This window comes from Nocardia terpenica (assembly GCF_013186535.1).
Classification (GTDB): domain Bacteria; phylum Actinomycetota; class Actinomycetes; order Mycobacteriales; family Mycobacteriaceae; genus Nocardia; species Nocardia terpenica.
Genome location: NZ_JABMCZ010000002.1, coordinates 834679 through 853084, shown reverse-complemented (window position 1 = coordinate 853084; position 18406 = coordinate 834679). Strand labels below are relative to the sequence as shown.

General features: G+C 70.2%; 20 protein-coding genes and 1 tRNA gene. 10 read left to right on the top strand and 11 right to left on the bottom strand.

Going from position 1 to position 18406, the window contains the following annotated elements; all coding sequences use genetic code 11:
* Positions 1–120 precede the first annotated feature (120 nt).
* Positions 121–879 carry a BPL-N domain-containing protein gene (locus tag HPY32_RS15405; protein ID WP_197696364.1) on the top strand — a complete coding sequence of 253 codons (759 nt, stop codon included), beginning with the start codon at positions 121–123 and terminating at the stop codon, positions 877–879.
* A gap of 150 nt (positions 880–1029) precedes the next feature.
* Here the strand turns inward: HPY32_RS15405 and HPY32_RS15400 are convergent.
* The 3 genes from HPY32_RS15400 to HPY32_RS15390 form a co-directional block, all read right to left on the bottom strand.
* Positions 1030–1103: transfer RNA gene (locus HPY32_RS15400), tRNA-Pro, on the bottom strand.
* Between the two features lie 55 nt (positions 1104–1158).
* Positions 1159–2418: a DUF8017 domain-containing protein gene (locus HPY32_RS15395; RefSeq protein WP_067580433.1), complete on the bottom strand. Its 1260-nt coding sequence runs from the start codon at positions 2416–2418 to the stop codon at positions 1159–1161.
* Positions 2419–2449: 31 nt separating this feature from the next.
* Positions 2450–3412 carry a metallophosphoesterase gene (locus tag HPY32_RS15390; RefSeq protein ID WP_067580435.1) on the bottom strand — a complete coding sequence of 321 codons (963 nt, stop codon included), beginning with the start codon at positions 3410–3412 and terminating at the stop codon, positions 2450–2452.
* 116 nt (positions 3413–3528) lie between these two features.
* Here HPY32_RS15390 and HPY32_RS15385 point away from each other — a divergent pair, with 116 nt between their 5' ends.
* On the top strand, positions 3529–3993 hold the full coding sequence (locus HPY32_RS15385) for a GatB/YqeY domain-containing protein (protein WP_067580438.1): 465 nt from the start codon (positions 3529–3531) through the stop codon (positions 3991–3993).
* Between the two features lie 12 nt (positions 3994–4005).
* Here HPY32_RS15385 and HPY32_RS15380 read toward each other — a convergent pair whose 3' ends face one another.
* On the bottom strand, positions 4006–6375 hold the full coding sequence (locus tag HPY32_RS15380; RefSeq protein WP_067580441.1) for a penicillin-binding protein: 2370 nt from the start codon (positions 6373–6375) through the stop codon (positions 4006–4008).
* 334 nt (positions 6376–6709) lie between these two features.
* Here HPY32_RS15380 and HPY32_RS15375 point away from each other — a divergent pair, with 334 nt between their 5' ends.
* Positions 6710–7033: a WhiB family transcriptional regulator gene (locus tag HPY32_RS15375; RefSeq protein ID WP_024800988.1), complete on the top strand. Its 324-nt coding sequence runs from the start codon at positions 6710–6712 to the stop codon at positions 7031–7033.
* 96 nt (positions 7034–7129) lie between these two features.
* Here the strand turns inward: HPY32_RS15375 and bagB are convergent, their stop codons facing one another.
* Together bagB and bagA are read right to left on the bottom strand one after the other, a co-directional pair.
* Entirely contained in the window at positions 7130–8263 is a 1134-nt protein-coding gene (bagB, locus tag HPY32_RS15370; protein WP_067580444.1) for an ATPase BagB, read from the bottom strand.
* Entirely contained in the window at positions 8263–9282 is a 1020-nt protein-coding gene (gene bagA / locus HPY32_RS15365; protein ID WP_067580446.1) for an ATPase BagA, read from the bottom strand. The genes bagB and bagA overlap by 1 nt, the downstream gene beginning before the upstream one ends.
* 105 nt (positions 9283–9387) lie before the next feature.
* Between bagA and sp36 the strand changes: the two genes are divergently transcribed.
* The 3 genes from sp36 to HPY32_RS15350 are packed head-to-tail and all read left to right on the top strand — an operon-like array spanning position 9388 to position 10853.
* Positions 9388–9552, top strand: a complete 165-nt coding sequence (sp36, locus tag HPY32_RS15360; RefSeq protein WP_156674076.1) for a Sp36 family protein — start codon at positions 9388–9390, stop codon at positions 9550–9552.
* Positions 9552–10019, top strand: a complete 468-nt coding sequence (locus tag HPY32_RS15355) for a RidA family protein (RefSeq protein ID WP_067580448.1) — start codon at positions 9552–9554, stop codon at positions 10017–10019. The genes sp36 and HPY32_RS15355 overlap by 1 nt, the downstream gene beginning before the upstream one ends.
* A 42-nt stretch (positions 10020–10061) precedes the next feature.
* A complete protein-coding gene (locus HPY32_RS15350) occupies positions 10062–10853 on the top strand; it encodes an MBL fold metallo-hydrolase (RefSeq protein WP_067580449.1) in 792 nt (263 codons plus the stop codon).
* Between the two features lie 67 nt (positions 10854–10920).
* Here HPY32_RS15350 and HPY32_RS15345 read toward each other — a convergent pair whose 3' ends face one another.
* The gene (locus HPY32_RS15345; protein WP_011206875.1) at positions 10921–11595 is read right to left on the bottom strand and encodes a Crp/Fnr family transcriptional regulator; all 675 of its coding nucleotides are present in this window, start codon (positions 11593–11595) and stop codon (positions 10921–10923) included.
* A 179-nt stretch (positions 11596–11774) separates the two neighbouring features.
* On the bottom strand, positions 11775–12017 hold the full coding sequence (locus HPY32_RS15340) for a hypothetical protein (RefSeq protein WP_067580450.1): 243 nt from the start codon (positions 12015–12017) through the stop codon (positions 11775–11777).
* Between the two features lie 241 nt (positions 12018–12258).
* Between HPY32_RS15340 and nth the strand changes: the two genes are divergently transcribed.
* Genes nth through HPY32_RS15320 form a run of 4 tightly spaced genes read left to right on the top strand, consistent with a single transcriptional unit; the run spans position 12259 to position 15513 of the window.
* Complete coding sequence (nth, locus tag HPY32_RS15335; RefSeq protein WP_067585039.1) at positions 12259–12966, top strand: endonuclease III; 708 nt, start codon at positions 12259–12261, stop codon at positions 12964–12966.
* Positions 12963–13598: a TlpA disulfide reductase family protein gene (locus tag HPY32_RS15330; RefSeq protein ID WP_067580452.1), complete on the top strand. Its 636-nt coding sequence runs from the start codon at positions 12963–12965 to the stop codon at positions 13596–13598. Before nth ends, HPY32_RS15330 begins: the two co-directional genes overlap by 4 nt.
* Positions 13595–14323, top strand: a complete 729-nt coding sequence (locus tag HPY32_RS15325; protein WP_067580454.1) for an NUDIX hydrolase — start codon at positions 13595–13597, stop codon at positions 14321–14323. The genes HPY32_RS15330 and HPY32_RS15325 overlap by 4 nt, the downstream gene beginning before the upstream one ends.
* Positions 14320–15513, top strand: coding sequence for a MarP family serine protease (locus HPY32_RS15320; RefSeq protein ID WP_067580457.1), 1194 nt, complete (start codon positions 14320–14322; stop codon positions 15511–15513). Before HPY32_RS15325 ends, HPY32_RS15320 begins: the two co-directional genes overlap by 4 nt.
* Before the next feature lie 12 nt (positions 15514–15525).
* On the opposite strand, the gene HPY32_RS15315 is transcribed toward HPY32_RS15320, so the two are convergent.
* The 3 genes from HPY32_RS15315 to nhaA are packed head-to-tail and all read right to left on the bottom strand — an operon-like array spanning position 15526 to position 18255.
* On the bottom strand, positions 15526–16488 hold the full coding sequence (locus HPY32_RS15315) for an alpha/beta fold hydrolase (RefSeq protein WP_067580460.1): 963 nt from the start codon (positions 16486–16488) through the stop codon (positions 15526–15528).
* A gap of 22 nt (positions 16489–16510) precedes the next feature.
* Positions 16511–17011, bottom strand: a complete 501-nt coding sequence (locus tag HPY32_RS15310; protein ID WP_067580463.1) for a phage holin family protein — start codon at positions 17009–17011, stop codon at positions 16511–16513.
* Positions 17008–18255 carry a Na+/H+ antiporter NhaA gene (nhaA, locus tag HPY32_RS15305; protein WP_067580465.1) on the bottom strand — a complete coding sequence of 416 codons (1248 nt, stop codon included), beginning with the start codon at positions 18253–18255 and terminating at the stop codon, positions 17008–17010. Before nhaA ends, HPY32_RS15310 begins: the two co-directional genes overlap by 4 nt.
* Between the last annotated feature and the right edge of the window lie 151 nt (positions 18256–18406).

Sequence of the window (18406 nt, the reverse complement as noted above, 5' to 3'; positions counted from 1 at the left end):
CGAGCGACCACTAAGGTGTGGGACGTAGTGCGATACACAACCGCGACAGTCGAAAGCGGGCGGGCAAGGAACCAGCAAATTGCCCGATACCCCTAGTCGTCCCCTACCCGAGGAGACACGATGATCCGACGCCGCAGCGTGCTGGGCGGTTCGATCCTGGCCGGTCTACTGCCCCTGCTGGCGCGCGGCGGCGCGCTGGCCGACGGATTCGACCCGCGCCCACTGGCGCTGGTGTACCGCGGTCCGGCGGCGTACCGCCGCAGCAGCAATGCCGTGGCCGCGCTGCTGTCGGGCAGCGGGCTGCCGCTGCGGGTGGAGTTCGTCGGGCCGGACGAGCCGCGGCGGCTGGACGCCGGAACCCTCGCGGGCGCGGTGGTGTACGCGCAACCCGGCGGCGGCACCCTCGCGCACGCGTGGGGCATCATGGCCGACCACGCCGACGACATCCGCGGCTTCGTCGATGGTGGCGGCCACTATCTCGGCTTCTGCCTGGGCGGCTATCTGGCCGGTGCCACACCGGGTTTCGACCTGCTGCCCGGGGACACCTACCGCTACATCGACTCCCCGGACGCCGAGGCCGACACCCCGGAGGACGCGGTGATCTCGGTGCGCTGGCGGGGTCGGCCGATGCGAATGTTCTTCCAGGACGGTCCGGGCTTCCGGGTCGCGCCCGACCGGGTCTCGGTGCTGGCGACCTACGACGACGGATCGCCCGCGGCGCTGGTGTGCCGATACGGTCGCGGCCGCGTCGGGGTGTCCGGGCCGCACCCGGAGGCGACCGCGGGCTGGTTCACCGCCGCGAATCTGGACGATACCGATGCCGTGCACATCGGCACGGGACGCGATCTGCTCGACACGGCGCTGTTCGGTCTGCCCTGACCGCCAATTCGGGTGCGTCCGCGAATACCTGGCATTCGGTACCGGTTTACCGGTACCCGCGCAAGGCGTTTCGCGGCGGCGGCCGGAAACGAAAAACCGCCCCCGGCCTTGTGGACAGGCCAGGAGCGGTGTCGTGTCTCCACACACGAGTCGGGGTGACAGGATTTGAACCTGCGACCTCCTCGTCCCGAACGAGGCGCGCTACCAAGCTGCGCCACACCCCGTGGTTGAGCCTGTAGCAGCTTACAACAGGGGAGCTTCAGGAGTTAAATCGGCTGGTCATCGGTCCGGGAGCGGGCGGATGCTGGCGAGGATCTTCTTCGCGGTCGCCTTGTCGACGGCCTTGGGCACGCCGGTGTCGGCGGCGATGGTCATCACGAAGTTCCCGTTCTCGCTCGCGAAGGCGAAGGTGTAGACCGAGAAGGTCGAGGCGCAGCTGGGCGCGGGCGGCGGGGCGCTGCCGGTGGTCTCCACGAACGCGCCGTGCAGCTGACCGTCCAGGGACATCACCTGCTCGGCCTTGCCCGGGGTTCCCGCGACGGACCAGCCCGCCCGCGCCATGCGCTGGCCCACGTCGGTGGCCGCGGCCGCCGGGTCCGCCTGCGGGGACATGGTGAGGAAGGCGTGGGTGCGGGTGTAGGTCGGGCAGTAGTTCTTGCCGTCGGTCGCCAGCCCGGCCAGATCCACGGTGTCGGGCGGATTGCCCCACAGCGCGGTGCCGACCGGATCGATCGTCCAGTCCTTCGGAATGTCGTACGCCGCGCCACGATCGGGGACCATGACCACCTGATACCCGGGGATCAACGGTGTCATGGTGGCCGGATTGGGGGCCGGAACCGGCGTGGCGGGGCGATTGGGCGTCGGCGCGGACCGTCCCGACGGCGGGGCGCTGCGGGCGGTGGTGAGCGCGCTCACCATGGACGGCGCGGCCGCCTGCGGGGACGTGGCGCCGCCGGAGTGCCTGCCCAGCGCGACGACCGCGCCCGCGGTGGCGACGGCCACGACGACCGCGAGGCCGGTCCCGATGAGAATCCAGCGGGTGCGCCCGCCGCCCGCGGCCGGTTCGGGCGGGGCGTCGGGCGCGGGGATCCGATAGGTGGCCGTGGCCGGATACTGCGATCCGTCCGGCCGCCGCGGCGAATTCGACTGGGGCGCGGTCTGTTCCGAGGTGGCGCCGAGCTGCCACGTCTGCTCCGGTTGCCGCGGCGGAACCGGCCGGGGCGCAGGGGGATTCGCCGCACGCGCGGCGGGATTGCTCGAAAACTGTTGCGTGGGTCCGGAATTGGATAAGGTGCCTAGCTCCACCGTGGCGGCGTCGCGCGACCGGTTCACGGCGCGCTGGAACATCTCGGTGCGGTTGGTGTCCATCGGGGAGGTCGGTTGGACCGCGCCCTGCTGCGGGGCGACCCGCCGGATGGCCTCGGTCGGCGCGGCGCCGTCGGCCGGGCCGAACTCGCCGGGCCGCGGCCCGCTCGACGGTCGCGGTGGCTCGCGCCGGATCTTCTCGGTCGCGGCCGTCTCGTCTTCGGGTGTGGTCACCCTCTACCTGCCGTTTCGCTCGAGCGCGCCGTCAGCGCGCGATCGCCTCCGACTCCGAAAACCCGTGGCCGCGTTCGGACAGCGGCCGGCGCGGCGGGGCCGCCACCAGGGTGAGCAAGGTCGCCTCCGGGCGGCAGCAGAAACGGTACGGCGCCCACGGCGAGGTGCCCAGGCCCGCCGACACGTGCAACCGGGTGTGCGCACCCCAGCGCGACGCGCCCTTGACCCGGGAGCGGTCGATGCCACAGTTGGTGACCAGCGCGCCGAAGCCCGGCAGGCACAGCTGCCCGCCGTGCGTGTGCCCGGCCAGCACCAGGTCGTATCCGTCGGTGGCGAACCGGTCCAGCACTCGCGGCTCCGGCGAGTGGGTGAGCCCGACGCTCAAGTCCGCCAACGGATTCGGGGCCCCGGCGATGGTGTCGTACCGGTCGCGGCGCAGGTGCGGATCGTCGACCCCCGCGGCGGAGATCTTGATGCCGCCCACCTCGAGGTCGCGGCGCACGTGCGTGAGGTCCTGCCAGCCGCGCTCGGTGAACGCCGCGCGCAGATCCTGCCACGGCAGCGGCGCGCCGTAGACGCGCTTGTGGTTCTTCTTGAAGTACTTCAGCGGATTCTTCGGCACCGGCCCGAAATAGTCGTTGCTGCCGAACACGAAAAGGCCGGGCCGCGACAGCAGTCCGGACAGCGACTGCACCACCGCGGGCACCGCCCGCGGATGGGCGAGATTGTCGCCGGTGTTGATCACCAGGTCCGGTTCCAGCCGCTCCAGCTCCCGCACCCAGTCCTGCTTGCGCCGCTGGCCGGGCGTCATGTGCAGATCGCTGAGGTGCAGCACGCGCAGGCTCGCCGAACCCGGTTGCAGCACCGGCAGCGTGGCCTCGCGCAGAACGAAGGCATTGCGTTCGATCAACGAGGCGTAGCCGATTCCGGCGGCTGCGGCCCCGGCGGCGCCCAGCGCGGCTCGTCGGAGAACGGGGGACGAGAGTACGGGCATTCGCTCAGGATAGGCGACGGGTGTGACGACCGCCGAGTGCTATTGGGCACAGGACACAACCGAATGCGGGGCAAATGGGGTGAGCGCAGCGAATCGGACCGGCTACCGTTTGGCGCATGTCGGAACTCAAATCGAAGCTGCGCGCCGATCTCACCGCCGCGATGAAGGCCAAGGACGCCCTGCGCACCAACACCCTGCGCATGCTGCTGGCCGCCGTCCAGACCGCGGAGGTCGCCGGACCGCAGGCGCGCGAACTCAGCGACGCCGACGTGATCGCCGTGCTCGGCAAGGAGGCCAAGAAGCGCAACGAGGCGGCCGTGGTCTTCGAGCAGGCCGGGCGCGGTGAACTCGCCGCCAACGAGCGGGCCGAGGAGGAGATCATCGACGAGTACCTGCCGACCCCGCTGACCGACGCCGAGGTCGCCGATCTCGCCGACACCGCCATCGCGCAGGTCGCCCAGGACCTCGGCGAGCGACCCGGCATGCGGCAGATGGGGCAGGTCATGAAGATCGCCACCGCGCTGGCCGCCGGTCGCGCCGACGGCTCGCGCGTCTCCGCGGCGGTCAAGGCCCGGCTCTAGCGCCCGAAAACGCTATCGCGGTATCGGAATCGGGATGGGGATCGGGGGCAGGCGCGGCGGCGGGGGCAGCGGCGGCAGGCCCGGCGGCAGCGCGGGCGGTCCCGGTGGCGGCGCCTCGCGCTGGGTGCCGTCGCTGACATTGACCGTGATCACCGAGCCCGGGATGGCCGACCCGTTGGGCGTGGTGCCGAGCACGGTGCCCTTGGCCGCCGACCCGGCCACCGTCACCATCGTCACCTGGAACCCGGCGCCGGTCAGGGCGGAGCGGGCCTCGGCCTCGGTCATCCCGGTCACGTCCGGGATCTGCGAGTCGTTCGAGCCGCGCACGTACTTGTCGTCCAGCGGCGGCAGCGCGGGCGGCGGGAAGTGGTCGAGCACCGGTTTGATCCCGGCGAACCAGCTGCGGGCCGGTTCGTTACCACCGAACAGGTTGCCGTCCGCGCAGTTTCGCAGCGGGAACGAGCAGATCGCGTCCGGCGTGGGGGAGTCGCCGTAGATGTAGGCCGACCCGGCCAGCGAATTGGTGAAACCGAGGAAGGCCGAGGACCGGTTGGTCTCGGTGGTACCGGTCTTCGCCGACATCGGCGCGGTCCAGCCGACCGCCCGCGCCGAACCGGCCGCGGTGCCGTCGATCGGGTCGTGGCTCAGGGCATTGGCCAGGGTGTTGGCCAGGCCGGGCTCGATGACCTGTTCGCACGCCTGCTGGGTGAGCGGCACCGACTTGCCGTTGCGGTCGAGCACCTCCCGGATCGGGTTCGGCGGGCACCACTTACCGCCCGAGGCCAGCGTGGCCGACACGTTCGACAGTTCCAGCGGGTTGATCGCGAACGGGCCGAGGGTGAACGAGCCCATGTTCTGCTGCTTGACCATGTCGGCCAGGCTCTGCTTGCCGTGCCCGGAGGTGCCCGGGTCGGCGTAGGAGCGCATGCCGAGCCGGACCGCCATATCGACGGTCGGGGTGACGCCGACCTGCTGAATGAGCTTGACGAAGGCCGTGTTCGGCGACTGCGCCAGCGCCTCGGTCACCGACATGGGCGAGCGATAGTTACCGGCGTTCTTCACGCAGTACGAGTCGGCCGGGCAGCCGGGCGTATTGCTGTAACCCATGCCCTTGGCCGAGAAGAACGAGGGCACGTCGAGCTGGGCGTTGATCCCCAGCCCCTTCTCCATGGCCGCGGCGGTGGTGAAGATCTTGAAGATCGAGCCCGCGCCGTCGCCGACCATCGAATACGGCTGGGGCTGCACGGTCTGATGCGCGGCCGCGTCCAGGCCGTAGGCGCGGCTCGAGGCCATCGCCAGCACCGGGTGCGAATCCTGGCCCGCGCCGATGATGTTCATGACCTCGGCGATGTCGTCGAGGCCGGGATTGGTCACCTGGTCGATCGCCGCCTTGACCGAGTTCTGCACCACCGGGTCGAGGGTGGTGCGGATGAGGTAACCCCCCTTGTCGATCTGGTCCTTGCTGATGCCCGCGTTCTCCAGGTACTGCATCGCGTAGTCGCAGAAGAAGCCGCGATCGTTGGCCGCGATGCAGCCGCGCGGCAGCTCCTTCGGCTCCGGCAGCACGCCCAGCGGCATCTCCTTGGCGGCGCGGAACTCCTCGGCGCGGCCCGGGATGTTCTGGATCATGGTGTCCAGCACGGTGTTCCGGCGCTCCAGCACGCCCTGCGGGTTGGTGTAGGGGTTCAGCTTGGAGCTGGACTGCACCATGCCGGCCAGCATCGCGGCCTGCGGGACGGACAGATCCTTGGCGTCCACGCCGAAGTAGGTCTGCGCGGCGTCCTGGATGCCGTAGGAGCCGTTGCCGAACGGCACCAGATTCAGGTACCGGGTGAGGATCTCGTCCTTGGTGAGCTCCTTCTCCAGGGTCAGCGCCATCCGGATCTCACGCAGCTTGCGGGCCGGGGTGGTCTCGATCGCGGCCCGGCGTTCGGCGTCGGTCTTGGCCACCACCAGCAGTTGGAAGTTCTTCACGTACTGCTGGTCGATGGTCGAACCGCCCTGCTGCACAGCGCCACTGGAGGTATTGCGCAGGAACGCGCGGAAGGTGCCCTGCCAGTCGACGCCGCCGTGCTCGGCGAAGCGCTTGTCCTCGATGGACACGATCGCCAGCTTCATATCGTTGGAGATCTTGTCGCTGGGCACCTCGAACCGTCGCTGCTCGTACAGCCAGGCGATCGGAGCGCCGGTGGCGTCGACCATCGTCGACACCGCGGGCACGGTGCCCTCCACCAGTTCCGCGGAGACATTGTCGACGGCGTCGGCGGCCCGGTTGGAGACGTACCCGAAGCCGCCGGCGATCGGGAAGAGCAGCCCGGCGATGAGCACGGCCGCCAGGACGCACGCACCGGCCAGCCTCGCGAGCGTTTGTGAGATCGGCACGTTCCCAAGCCTAAAGGCCCGTCTTCGTCTCGGTCGGGGCGCGGTCGCGGCGGCCGGTTCCGTGCCTGTTCCGGGCGTGCCGTCCCGGGCGTGTCGCCCTATTGATTCCGACTGCCCGGTTCGCTGTTGATTTTGCAGGGACGGGCGTACCAGAAATTCCGGGGACGGTCTTGCGCTGCCCCCATACCTTTACCTAGATTGAGAACCCAGTGTGATAGAGCTAACACTCAAAGTGGAATGTGGTGCAGTTCGCAGCGGGGTTGGGTTGCTGCGAACTGCGCGCGATTCTGGAGCGCCGTTGACCCGGTGTTCGGACTGCAAAGGGGCACACCAAATGCACATGACTACCCCCATCGCTCGATTGGACGTGGAGCAGGCCGAAGCGAGAATCGCCTGGGTTTCCCAGGCCCGATGCAAGGAAGTGGATCCCGATCAGTTGTTCGTCCGCGGCGCGGCGCAGCGCAAGGCCGCGACGATCTGTCGGCACTGCCCGGTGCTCATGGAGTGCGGTGCCGACGCCCTCGACAATCGTGTCGAGTTCGGTGTGTGGGGTGGGATGACCGAGCGGCAGCGGCGCGCGCTGCTCAAGCAGCATCCCGAGGTGACGTCCTGGGCCGAATTCTTCCGTGCCCAGCGCCAGCAGAAGGTCGCGATGTAACCCGAGTGCGGTACCGGTCCGGGCTCGTGTGCGGGCTCGGACCTTTCTCTTCGTTCCCGGACTCGGATCCCGCCCCCACCCTCGGAAGTCCGCCGATCAGGCGGGCTCGCCGATCAGCTGAGCGCCGACCGCGCGCAGCGCCTCCAGATCCGAGACCTCGAACGGCAGAGCGGTCACCGCGACCATCGGCACCCGCGGGTGTGCGCCGGTGAAGCGGTGCAGCAGATGCTGTTCCCGCTTCGCGGTCGTCGCGCGGTGGGCGTGGATGCGCAGCACATCCGCGGCCAGCGCGGCCGGATCGCCGTCCGCCGCGGCCGATTCGGCGGCGAGCCGGTCGGCGGTCGCCAGCGCGGTCTCCGGCGACAGCGAGCACAGCGCCGGGTGCGTGCGATTGAGCACCAGCCCGGCCAGCGGCATGCGATCGGTGGACAGCCGGTCGACGAAGAACGACGCCTCGCGCAGCGCATCGGGTTCGGCCGCGGCCACCACCAGAAAGTGCGTGCCCGGCCGGGACAGCAGGGCGTAGGTGCGGTCCGCGCGGTCCTGGAAGCCGCCGAACATCGACTCCAGCGACTGCAGAAACAGCGACGCGTCCTTGAGCATCTGGCCGCCCACCACCGTCGACACGCCGCGCACCGCCAGGCTCATCGCGCCGGTGACGAACTTGCCCACCCCGCGCCCCGGGGCCATGATCACGCGAATCATGCGGCCGTTGAGGAAGTTTCCGAGCCGCTGGGGGGCGTCCAGGAAGTCCAGCGCGTTGCGCGAGGGCGGGGTGTCCACCACGATCAGGTCCCACTCCCGCCGGGACACCAGCTGGCCCAGCTTCTCCATCGCCATGTACTCCTGCGTCCCGCCGAAGGAGGAGGCCACGGTCTGGTAGAAGGGGTTGGCGAAGATCTGCTCGGCCTTCTCCGGGGTGGTGTGCTCGAGCACCATCTCGTCGAAGGTGCGCCGCATGTTGAGCATCATCGCGTGCAGTTCGCCCTTCGCCTCGGGCCCGAGCGGCACGCGCTGCGGGGCGTTTCCGAGATCGCTCACGCCCAGTGACTGGGCCAGCCGGCGCGCCGGATCGATGGTCAGCACCACCACCTTTCGGCCCTGCTCGGCGGCGCGCAGCGCGATGGCCGCGGCCGTCGTGGTCTTGCCGACGCCCCCGGAGCCGCAGCAGACCACGACCCGGGCGGCCGGATCGGCGATGATCGACGCGATGTCGAGGGGGGTGGTCATCAGCGGACTCCCTGCGCGCTCAGGTGTTCGGCCAGCTCGTACAGTCCGCCCAGGTCCATGCCGTCGGGTAGGGCGGGCAGATACAGGCGGCTGATGTCGACCCTGGCCAGCTCGGCGGAGCTGTCGTCCTGGGCCTGCAGGGTCGCCGAATGCTCCACGGTCTCCTGCACCAGGCCCTGGAAGTCGTCGTCGGACAGGGTGATTCCCGCGGCCCGCAGTCCCGCGCGCAGGGCGTCGGCGTCCACGTCGCCGGTGGCCGCGCGGGCGCGTAACTCGGCGGGCAGGTAGCCCTCGGCGGCCCGGTTCACGATCACGGTGCCGATTCGGAAGTCGGCCTCGGTCAGCTCGGCGACCGCGTCGGCGGTCTCCTGCACCGGCAGCGCCTCCAGCAGCGTCACCAGGTGCACGACCGTCTGGTCGGAGTGCAGCAGCGCCGAGACGCCCTCGGCCTGCGAGGCGATCGGGCCGCCCTTGGCGACCTCGGCCATGGCCTTGGTGACATCGAGGAATCCGGCGATGCGGCCGGTCGGCGGCGCGTCCACGACGATCTCGTCGTACACCTGCTTACCCGACTTGTCCACGCGCACAACGCATTCCTTGATCTTGCCGGTGAGGATGACATCCCGCAGGCCCGGCGCGATCGTGGTGACGAATTCGATGGCGCCCATCCGCCGCATGGCCCGCCCGGCGAAGCCGAGGTTGTAGAACATGTCGAGGTATTCCAGGAAGGCGTGCTCGATGTCGAGCGCCAGCGCCATCACCTCACCGCCGCCGTCGGCGGTCGCGATCTTGGTTTCGGTGGGCGGCAGCGGCGGCAGGTCGAACAGTTGCGCGATGGACTGCCGCCCCTCCACCTCGACCAGCAGCACCCGGCGGCCACCGGCCGCCAGTGCGAGGGCCAAAGAGGCGGCGACCGTGGACTTTCCGGTCCCGCCCTTCCCGGAGACGTAGTGCAGGCGTGCCCGGTCCGCCCGTTCCGGCCACCCTCGCTTCAGCCCCGGCTGCTCCGAAACGGGCACTGCTGTCGGTACTCCCACGTGCGCGAGCCTATAGCCCGCGCCGAAATCCGGGCCAGAGGATCCGCCGACTGTCTGGTACACCACAGGGGATATACGCTCAGCGACATGAGTGATGTGACGCTGTGGGAGTACGCGACGGTGCCGCTGCTGACCCATGCCACCAAGCAGATCCTCGACCAGTGGGGCGCCGACGGGTGGGAACTGGTCACCGTGCTGCCGGGGCCGACCGGTGAACAGCACGTCGCCTATCTGAAGCGGGAGAAGCACTGATGACCGACTCGACCCTGTGGCGTAAGAACCTGGAGCGGCTGGGCCTGGAGCTGCCGCCGGTGGCCGCCCCGGCGGGCGCGTACGTTCCGGCCGTGCGTAGCGGCTCGTTCGTCTACACCTCCGGCCAGCTGCCGTTCGTCAACGGTGAGCTGTCCGCCACCGGCAAGGTCGGCGCCGAGGTGAGCCTGGAGCAGGCCCGCGAGGCCGCCAAGCTGTGCGCGCTCAACGCGCTGGCGGCGGTGGACGCCCTGGTCGGGCTGGACCAGGTGGTGCGGATCGTGAAGGTCGTCGGATTCGTGGCGTCGGCGCCCGGATTCAACGACCAGCCGCTGGTGATCAACGGCGCCTCGGAGTTCCTGGGCGAGGTGCTCGGCGAGGCGGGCGTGCACGCGCGCTCCGCGGTCGGCGTCTTCGAACTTCCCAAGAACACCCCCGTCGAGGTGGAGCTGATCGCCGAGGTGCGGTAGAAAGTCCGGAAGTTCGTTGCAGCGCAGGGCGTTAGGACCACCATGACCCTCACCCATCCCGCATACGGGCGGTTGCGTCCGGTGACTCCGACGGCATCGGTGCTGCTGGCGAACAATCCGAACCAGATGACCCTGCAGGGCACCAATACGTGGATCCTGCGTGCCCCGGGCCGATCCGACTGCGTCGTGGTCGATCCGGGGCCCAAGGACCGCGACCACAGCGCGGCCATCGCCCGGGAGACCGGGGGAGACATCGCGCTGACGCTGATCACCCATCACCATCACGATCACACCGGCGGCATCGACCGGCTGGTGCGGCTGACCGGTACCGAGGTGCGCGCACAGGACCCGCGCTATCTGCGGGGTTCGGACGCGCCGCTGGCGGACGGCGAGGTGATCGAGGCGGCCGGACTGCGGATCGCGGTGCTCGCGACGCCGGGCCATACCGAGGATTCGGTGAGTTTCGTGCTCGACGACGCCGTGCTGACCGGTGACACGGTGCTCGGCAGCGGGACCACGGTGCTGGAATCGCGCGACGGCGCGCTCGGCGACTATCTCGACTCGCTGGATCGGCTGGCCGCGGTGGCGCCCGGCCGGGCGCTGCTGCCCGCGCACGGGCCCGATCATCCGGAGGCCGAGCCGGTGATCGCGTACTACATCCGGCACCGGCGAGAACGGCTCGACCAGGTGCGGGCGGCGCTGCGGGAGCTCGGCCCCGATGCGCGGCCGCTGCAGATCGTCGCGCGGGTCTACGCCGATGTGGACAAGCGCCTGTGGCCGGCCGCGCGCAGCTCGGTCAAGGCACAGCTGGCCTATCTCCGCGCCAGGGGCTGAGGCACACCCGACCCGGCCGCGCCCCTCCCGGAAGGGAGAAAGGCCGCGCCGGATGCCCGGGTGTGTCTCAGCGTGCCCGGCGGGCCAGTCGCTCGGAGTCGGAGATCAGCACGCTCTTGCCCTCGAGCCGTAGCCAGCCGCGATGCGCGAAGTCGGCCAGGGCCTTGTTCACGGTCTCGCGGGAGGCGCCGACCAGCTGGGCGATCTCCTCCTGGGTGAGGTCGTGGGTCACCCGCAGGGCGCCCGCCTCCTGGGTGCCGAACCGCTGCGCCAGCTGCAACAGCGCCTTGGCGACCCGGCCCGGGACGTCGGTGAAGATCAGGTCGGCGAGGTTGTTGTTGGTGCGGCGCAAACGGCGCGCGAGAACCCGCAGCAACTGCTCGGCGATCTCCGGCCGCTGGTCGATCCACGACTTGAGCGCGTCGCGGTCCATGGTGACCGCGCGGACCTCGGTGACCGTGGTGGCCGTGGAGGTGCGCGGGCCCGGATCGAAGATCGACAGCTCGCCGAACATGTCCGACGGGCCCATGATGGTCAGCAGATTCTCCCGGCCGTCCGGGGACCGCCGGCCGATCTTCACCTTGCCCGACGTGATGATATACAGCCGGTCGCCGGGCTCGCCCTCGTTGAAGATGACGTGGCCGCGTGGAAAGTCCACGGGCTGAAGCTGTTTGGCGAGAGCCGCCACCGCGGTGGGCTCTACGCCTTGGAAGATGCCTGCTCTGGCGAGGGCCTCGTCCACGAATGTGCTCCTTTTGGGAATTGGCTCTGTACTGGACCGAAGCAATTCGGCCGACAGTGCAGTCTACTTGGCATCCGGGCAGCGCAGTGACAGACACCACGGTACGTGCGGTTTGTGAAACGCTCGTGATGCTTAGAAGGTTCCCCGTGTCGGTCGCGGAAAACGGACCGGGGGACCGATCAGCTGGCGGCGGCGACATCCAATTCGTCGTCGCCTGCGCGTCGGCGGCGCAGGCGGGCCGCGTGCGCCGGGACACCGAGCTTTGCCAGCTCGTTGACCTCGGCATTACTGGCTCGATCGAGGTACTGCTGGACCTCCTCCTCCGGTTCGAGCAGTTTGCGTAGCCGGTTCTCGACCCGTTCCATGAACAGCGCGAACAGCATCAACACCACCGGGAAGAGCACCACAGCGAGTCCTTGCATATCGAGGAGTAAACACGGAGAAGGTCTCAGATGGAACACGGGAGGTCTTCGCGGGCGCGCTGGAGTCGGTGGGGTTCCGTATGGTGGACGGGTGCGTGTACCCAGATCCACCGCCGTGAACGGGCACGAACCGGCCGCCCCCGATGCCGATCCCGAAACCGCCGCCACCCCCGAGGCGAAGCCCGCTCGCCGCCGCAAGGCCGCCGACTCCGCCGCGTCCACATTCGCGAACGAGACCCCGCTGGGCCGGGTGCGCCGCGCCCGCCGGATGAATCGGATGCTGGCGCTGGCATTTCCGGACGCGCACTGCGAGCTGGATTTCACCACCCCGCTCGAATTGGCCGTTGCCACAATTCTTTCCGCCCAGTGCACGGACGTCCGGGTGAATCAGACGACGCCCGCGCTGTTCGCCCGCTACCCCGACGCGCGGGCCTACGCGCAGGCCGATCGCACCGAACTCGAGGAGTACATCCGGCCGACCGGATTCTTCCGCAACAAGACGTCCGCGCTCATCGGCCTGGGGCAGGCGCTGATGGAACGCCACGACGGCGTGCTACCGCACACCCTGGCCGAATTGGTGAAGCTGCCGGGCATCGGCCGCAAGACCGCCAACGTCATTCTCGGCAACGCCTTCGATGTGCCCGGAATCACCGTCGATACTCACTTCGGCCGCCTGGTGAATCGGTGGCGGTGGACGACGGAGCAAGATCCGGTGAAGATCGAGCACGCCGTCGGCGAGCTGATCGAGCGCAAGGAGTGGACGATGCTGTCGCACCGGGTGATCTTCCACGGTCGCCGGGTGTGCCATGCCCGCAAACCCGCCTGCGGCGCCTGCCTGCTGGCCAAGGACTGCCCGTCCTACGGCGTCGGCCCCACCGACCCCGCCACCGCCGCCGCACTGATCAAGGGTCCCGAGGCCGAGCATCTGCTCGAACTGGTGGGCCGGTGAGATCCGTTCCGGCCGCCTGGCGGTGGACGCTGGTCGCGTTGATCGCCGTCGTCGCGCTGGGTATCGCGCTCTGGCCGCGGGACGGCCGGACCACCGGCCGCGACGCGGCGACCGCGCCCACGGTCGACCCGGTCACCGCGGTGTCCAGCGAGGCGCGCGCCGGGGCCCGGCTGGCCCTGTGCCCGCGCTCCGGAGACACCGGCGCGGGCCCGTTGGCCGGCATCACCGTCGACTGCCTGGCCGACGGTCGCCCGATCGATCTGGCCGCCGCCCTCGCCGGGCGCCCGGCGCTGCTGAATCTGTGGGCCTGGTGGTGCACGCCGTGCGCGCACGAACTGCCCGCGCTGCAGCAGTACGCCGACCGCGCCGGCTCGGCGATCACGGTGCTGACCGTGCACAGCGATCCGGACGAGGGCAGGGCGCTGGCCCGGCTGACCGACCTGGGGGTGCGGCTGCCCGGCGTGCAGGACCCGAACGGGCAGGTCCGCAAGGTCGTGTCCGCGCCCAACGCGCTGCCGGTGTCGGTGCTGGTCCGGCCCGACGGCGCGATAGCGAAGATGGTGGTCCGGCCGTTCCGCGACGTCGACGACATCGCGAGCACGGTGGCGAGCGAACTGGGGGTGTCGGCATGATGCCCGACGTGGTGACCGACGGAATCCCGACGTGGCTGCGCGCGGTGACCGAGCGCGAACCGGCCGACCCGACCGGCGTCAACCCGGTGCTCGACCGCGGCTCGATGCACCGGTTCGCGGCCGCGGCGCTGCGCCCGCGGCAGGCGGCGGTGCTGGTGCTGTTCGGCGGCTCGCCCGACGCCGACCCGCAGGCTCCCGGCGGCCTGCCCGCCGATGCCGACGTGCTGCTCACCCAGCGCGCCGCGACGCTGCGTCAGCACCGCGGCCAGGTGGCCTTCCCCGGCGGCGGCGTGGAGCCCGGCGACGACGGTCCGATCGATACCGCGCTGCGCGAGGCCCGCGAGGAGACCGGCCTGGATCCGGCCGGTGTGGAGCCGATCGCGGTGCTACCCAAGATCTTCGTGCCGCCCTCGCGGTTCGACGTGACCCCGGTCGTCGCCTACTGGCGCACGCCCGGCGAGGTCGGGGTGGTGAGCGAGGCCGAGGCCGCCCGCGTGGCGCGGGTGCCGCTCGCCGAGCTGATCGATCCCGCCAACCGATTCGTCGTGCGACACCCGCTGGGCTATCGGGGCCCGGCGTTCGCCGTCGACGGCATGCTCGTGTGGGGATTCACCGCCGGCGTGCTCGCGGGGCTGCTGGCGGTGTCGGGATGGGAACGGGAGTGGGATTACCACGATGTGCGTGACCTGCAGGCTTCGCTCACGGCAGTGGGGATGACGCTATGAGTTCCTCGGCCTGGCTCGATTTGGCGGTGCTGATCCTGGCGCTGCTGGCCGCCTCCTCCGGGTGGCGGCAGGGCGCCGTCGCCTCGGCGCTGGCGTTCCTGGGCGTGGTGCTGGGTGCGGTGGCCGGGATCTTGATCGCGCCGCACATCCTCGTGCATGTCAGCGAGGGCCGGAAACGCGTGCTGGTCGGAGTGGTGCTCATTGTGGCGCTGGTGATCGTCGGCGAGGTCGCGGGCATGGTGTTGGGCCGGGCGGCGCGCAGCGGCCTGCGGCATCCGTTCGCCCGCAGCGTGGACAGCGTGGTCGGCGCGGCGCTGCAGTGCGTCGGCGTGCTCGCGGTGGCGTGGCTGCTGGCGCTGCCGCTGGCCTCGTCCTCGCAGCCCGCGATCGCCGAGGCGGTCAACGGTTCCCGCGTGCTCTCCGACGTGAACCAGATCGCGCCCAACTGGCTGCGGCGGATGCCCAACGAATTCTCCAAGCTGCTCAACACCTCCGGGCTGCCGGAGGTCATCGGCCCGTTCGGCCGCGCCCCGATCGCCGCGGTGCAGCCGCCGGACCCGAGCGTGCTGGAGTCCCCGGTGGCGCGGAACCTGCAGTACAGCGTGCTGCGCATCCGCGGTGTCGCGCCGAGTTGCCAACGCGCGCTGGAGGGTTCGGGCTTCGTGGTGGCGCCCGAGCGGATCATGACCAACGCGCACGTGGTCGCGGGCACCACCACCGTCCAGGTCGACACCGCCCGCGGTCCGCTGGATGCCAGCGTGGTGCTGTTCGACCCGGACAAGGATGTGGCGATCCTCGCGGTGCCGGGCCTCAACGCGCCGGTCATCCCGCTGGCGCCCGCCGCGGCGAAGGCGAGCGAGAGCGCCATCGTGCTCGGTTATCCGGGCGGCGGGAACTACACCGCCAGCGCCGCCCGCGTCCGCGAGACGCTCGACCTGAGCGGCCCGAACATCTACAAGAGCGGCACCGTCACCCGCGAGGTCTACACGGTGCGCGGCCGCGTGCGCGCGGGCAATTCCGGTGGGCCGCTGGTGGATACCGACGGCGAGGTGCTGGGCGTGGTGTTCGGCGCCGCGGTCACCGACGAGGACACCGGCTACGTGCTGACCATGCGGGAGGTCCAGTCCGACCTGAACGCGGCGACCTCCTCCGGCACGCCGGTGCCGACGGGGGAATGCGTGCTCAGCTAGCGAAATTCGAGATCAGGCCAGCAGCTTGGCGAGCTCGGCGGTGACCGCCGCCGGGTTCTCCTGGTGGGCGAAGTGCCCGGCGTCGGGGATGGTCGCCACCCGGCGCCGGGGCGAGAGCCGCTGGCCGCGGCGCACCGTGCGGTCGAGGATGTAGTTGTCCACCGCGCCGTGCAGGGCCAGCACCGGCACCCCGACCGGCTCCCGCATCGCGGTCATGAACCGGTGACCGTCGGGCCGCCACTGGCTGCGGAAGGCCCAGCGCTGGTACTCCAGGGCGCAGTGCGCGGCGCCGGGGATCCGGATGGCCGAGCGCATTCGCCGTGCGGTGTCGACGAATTCGGCGCTGCCCGCCCAGGACGCGCCGACCCGCTGCCGCAGCAGCCGCTCCATCTCGAAGCCGCCGCCGCGGGTCAGCAGGCGCTCGCCGTAGCGCGGCGGCTGGTAGCGCAGGAAATTCGGCAGCCAGGCCGCGCGCTGGCGCCGGTCGCGCAGCACGGCCCGCCTGAGCGTGACCGGATGCGGGGAGCTGACCAGCGCGATCGACCGGACCAGCCGCGGGTGCAGCACCGCGGTCGCCCAGCACACCAGCCCGCCCTCGGCGTGCCCGACCAGGGTGGCCTCGCTGTGCCCGAGCGCGCGGATCAGCCCCGCGACGTCACCGGCCAGGGTCCAGCCGTCGTAGCCGCGCGGCGGCTTGTCGGAGTCGCCGTAGCCGCGCAGATCGACCGCGACCGTGCGAAATCCCAAGTCGGACAGTCCCGTCAGCTGATGCCGCCACGACCACCAGAAGTCGCCGAAACCGTGGAGCAGCACCACCAGCGGCCGTTCCGGATCGACCGGCGCCGCGTCCCCGGCCGGGCGACGGGCCGCCGTCGCCTCGACCACGTGGAAGCGAATACCGTTGGCGTGGACGTCCTTATGGGTCCACGGGCCGTCGTAGCGGACGCTGGACGGGTCCGGGCTCGGGTTCGACACGCCGAAAAGCGTAATGGGCGAATCAGGCGTCGGGCTGGTCGGCGTCGACCGTCGCGGTGTGCGAGCCCAGGCCGTGCGGCAGCACCGAGCGGGTCTCCTTCAGCGATTCGATGGTCTTCGCCGGGGCGCGCAGCCTGCGCACCTTCAGATACCCGAGGAAGGCGAACGCGCCCACCGCCGCCAGCATCAGCCCGAACACGATGAGGAAGGCCGCCCAGCGCACCAGCCACACATCCAGTAGCTCGGCCAGGAAGAAGAAAAAGAAGAAGGTCGAGAACAGCAGGATGGTCAGCGCCACGATGAAATACACGCTGCCCTGCAGGCCCTTGCGGATCTCACCGGTGACCTCGGCCTTGGCCAGCGCCACCTCGGCGCGCACGAGGGTCGACATCTGCTCGGCGGCATCGCGGACCAGATCGCCGATGCTGGCGCCCGCGGTGGTGTCGACTTCGGACAGCGGAATCGAGGTGATGGTCCGGTTGCGGTCCTTGTCCTGCCCGTTACCGCCCTGCGTGAAGCTCAATTGCTCGACCCTTCTCCATGTCCCGATGCTGCTCGGCCTTCGCTGGTTCCGGCAGCCGCGCTCTGCTGCCGTGCCCCGTGAGCGCGGCCCCGTCGCAACAGTAGCGCCGAACCCAGCAGGGAAGCCGCCATTGATGTCATCAACACGGCGGCTTTCGCCAGTTCGGCGGCGGCGACATCGGTCGCCAACGCGAGTTCTGCCACCAAGAGGCTAACGGTGAAGCCGATCGCGCCCAGTACCGACAGGGCGAACATGTCTCGCCACCCGAGCCCGTCCGGCCGCCGCGCCACACCGAGCCGCACCGTCAGCCAACTCATGCCGAAGATGCCGACGGTCTTGCCCACCAGCAGCCCGACCACCACCGCCAGCGCCAGGCGCTCGGTGAACAGATCGCCCAGGACCGTGGTGGACAACGGAACTCCCGAGGCGAACAGCGCGAACAGCGGCACGCACACCGCCGCGGAGACGGGCTGGAACAGATGCTCGAGCCGGGTGGCGGGCGCCTCGTCCTCGCCCGGATCCGGTCGCACCCGGGTCAGCAGGCCGCACATTACACCGGCGAGCGTGGGGTGAATTCCGGCCTCGTGCAACGCATACCAGGCCAGCAGCGCCAGCGGCACGTACAACAGCGGGGTGCGTACCCGCCGGTGCTGCGCGAACGCCCACGCCGCGAAGCAGGCCGCCGCGGCCAGCAGCCAGCCGACCCCGATCGAGGTCGTGAACAGCACCGCGATCAGCACGATGGCGATCAGATCGTCGACCACCGCCAGGCTGAGCAGGAAAACCCGTGCGGTGGTGGGGATCCGGGACCCGGTCAGGGCGAGCACGGCCAGCGCGAAGGCGATATCGGTGGCCACCGGAATGGCCCAGCCCCGATCCATGCCGTCGACCCCGTATCCGATACCCAGCGCCAGCACCGCCGGAACCACCACCCCGCCGACGGCCGCGAGGATCGGCAGCGCGGCCCGCTTGCGATCCGCGAGCTCCCCGACCACCAACTCCCGCTTGAGCTCCAGCCCCGCCACGAAGAAGAACACCGCGAGCAGCCCATCCTTGGTCCACTCGGCCACCGTCAATTCCAGATGCAACGGCGAAATCGGCACCAGAGCCTCGGTCACCGCCACATAACTGTCCCCCCACGGCGAATTCACCCACAACAACGCCCCCGCCGCCGCCACCAACAACAACGCCCCACCCACGGTCTCGGTCCGCAAAAACCGCGAAATCTCGGAGCGCAACACCACAACACCTTCCGGCCGGAACGGACACCTAACACACGCCGACCAGACTTCCCGGCACTCCTAACAAGATCTTAACGGCAAAGATCCCGTTGTTTCGGCCCCGGGGGGGGCCGAAACAACGGGAACAGAAGTGATCCGGCCATGTTGGGAGAGG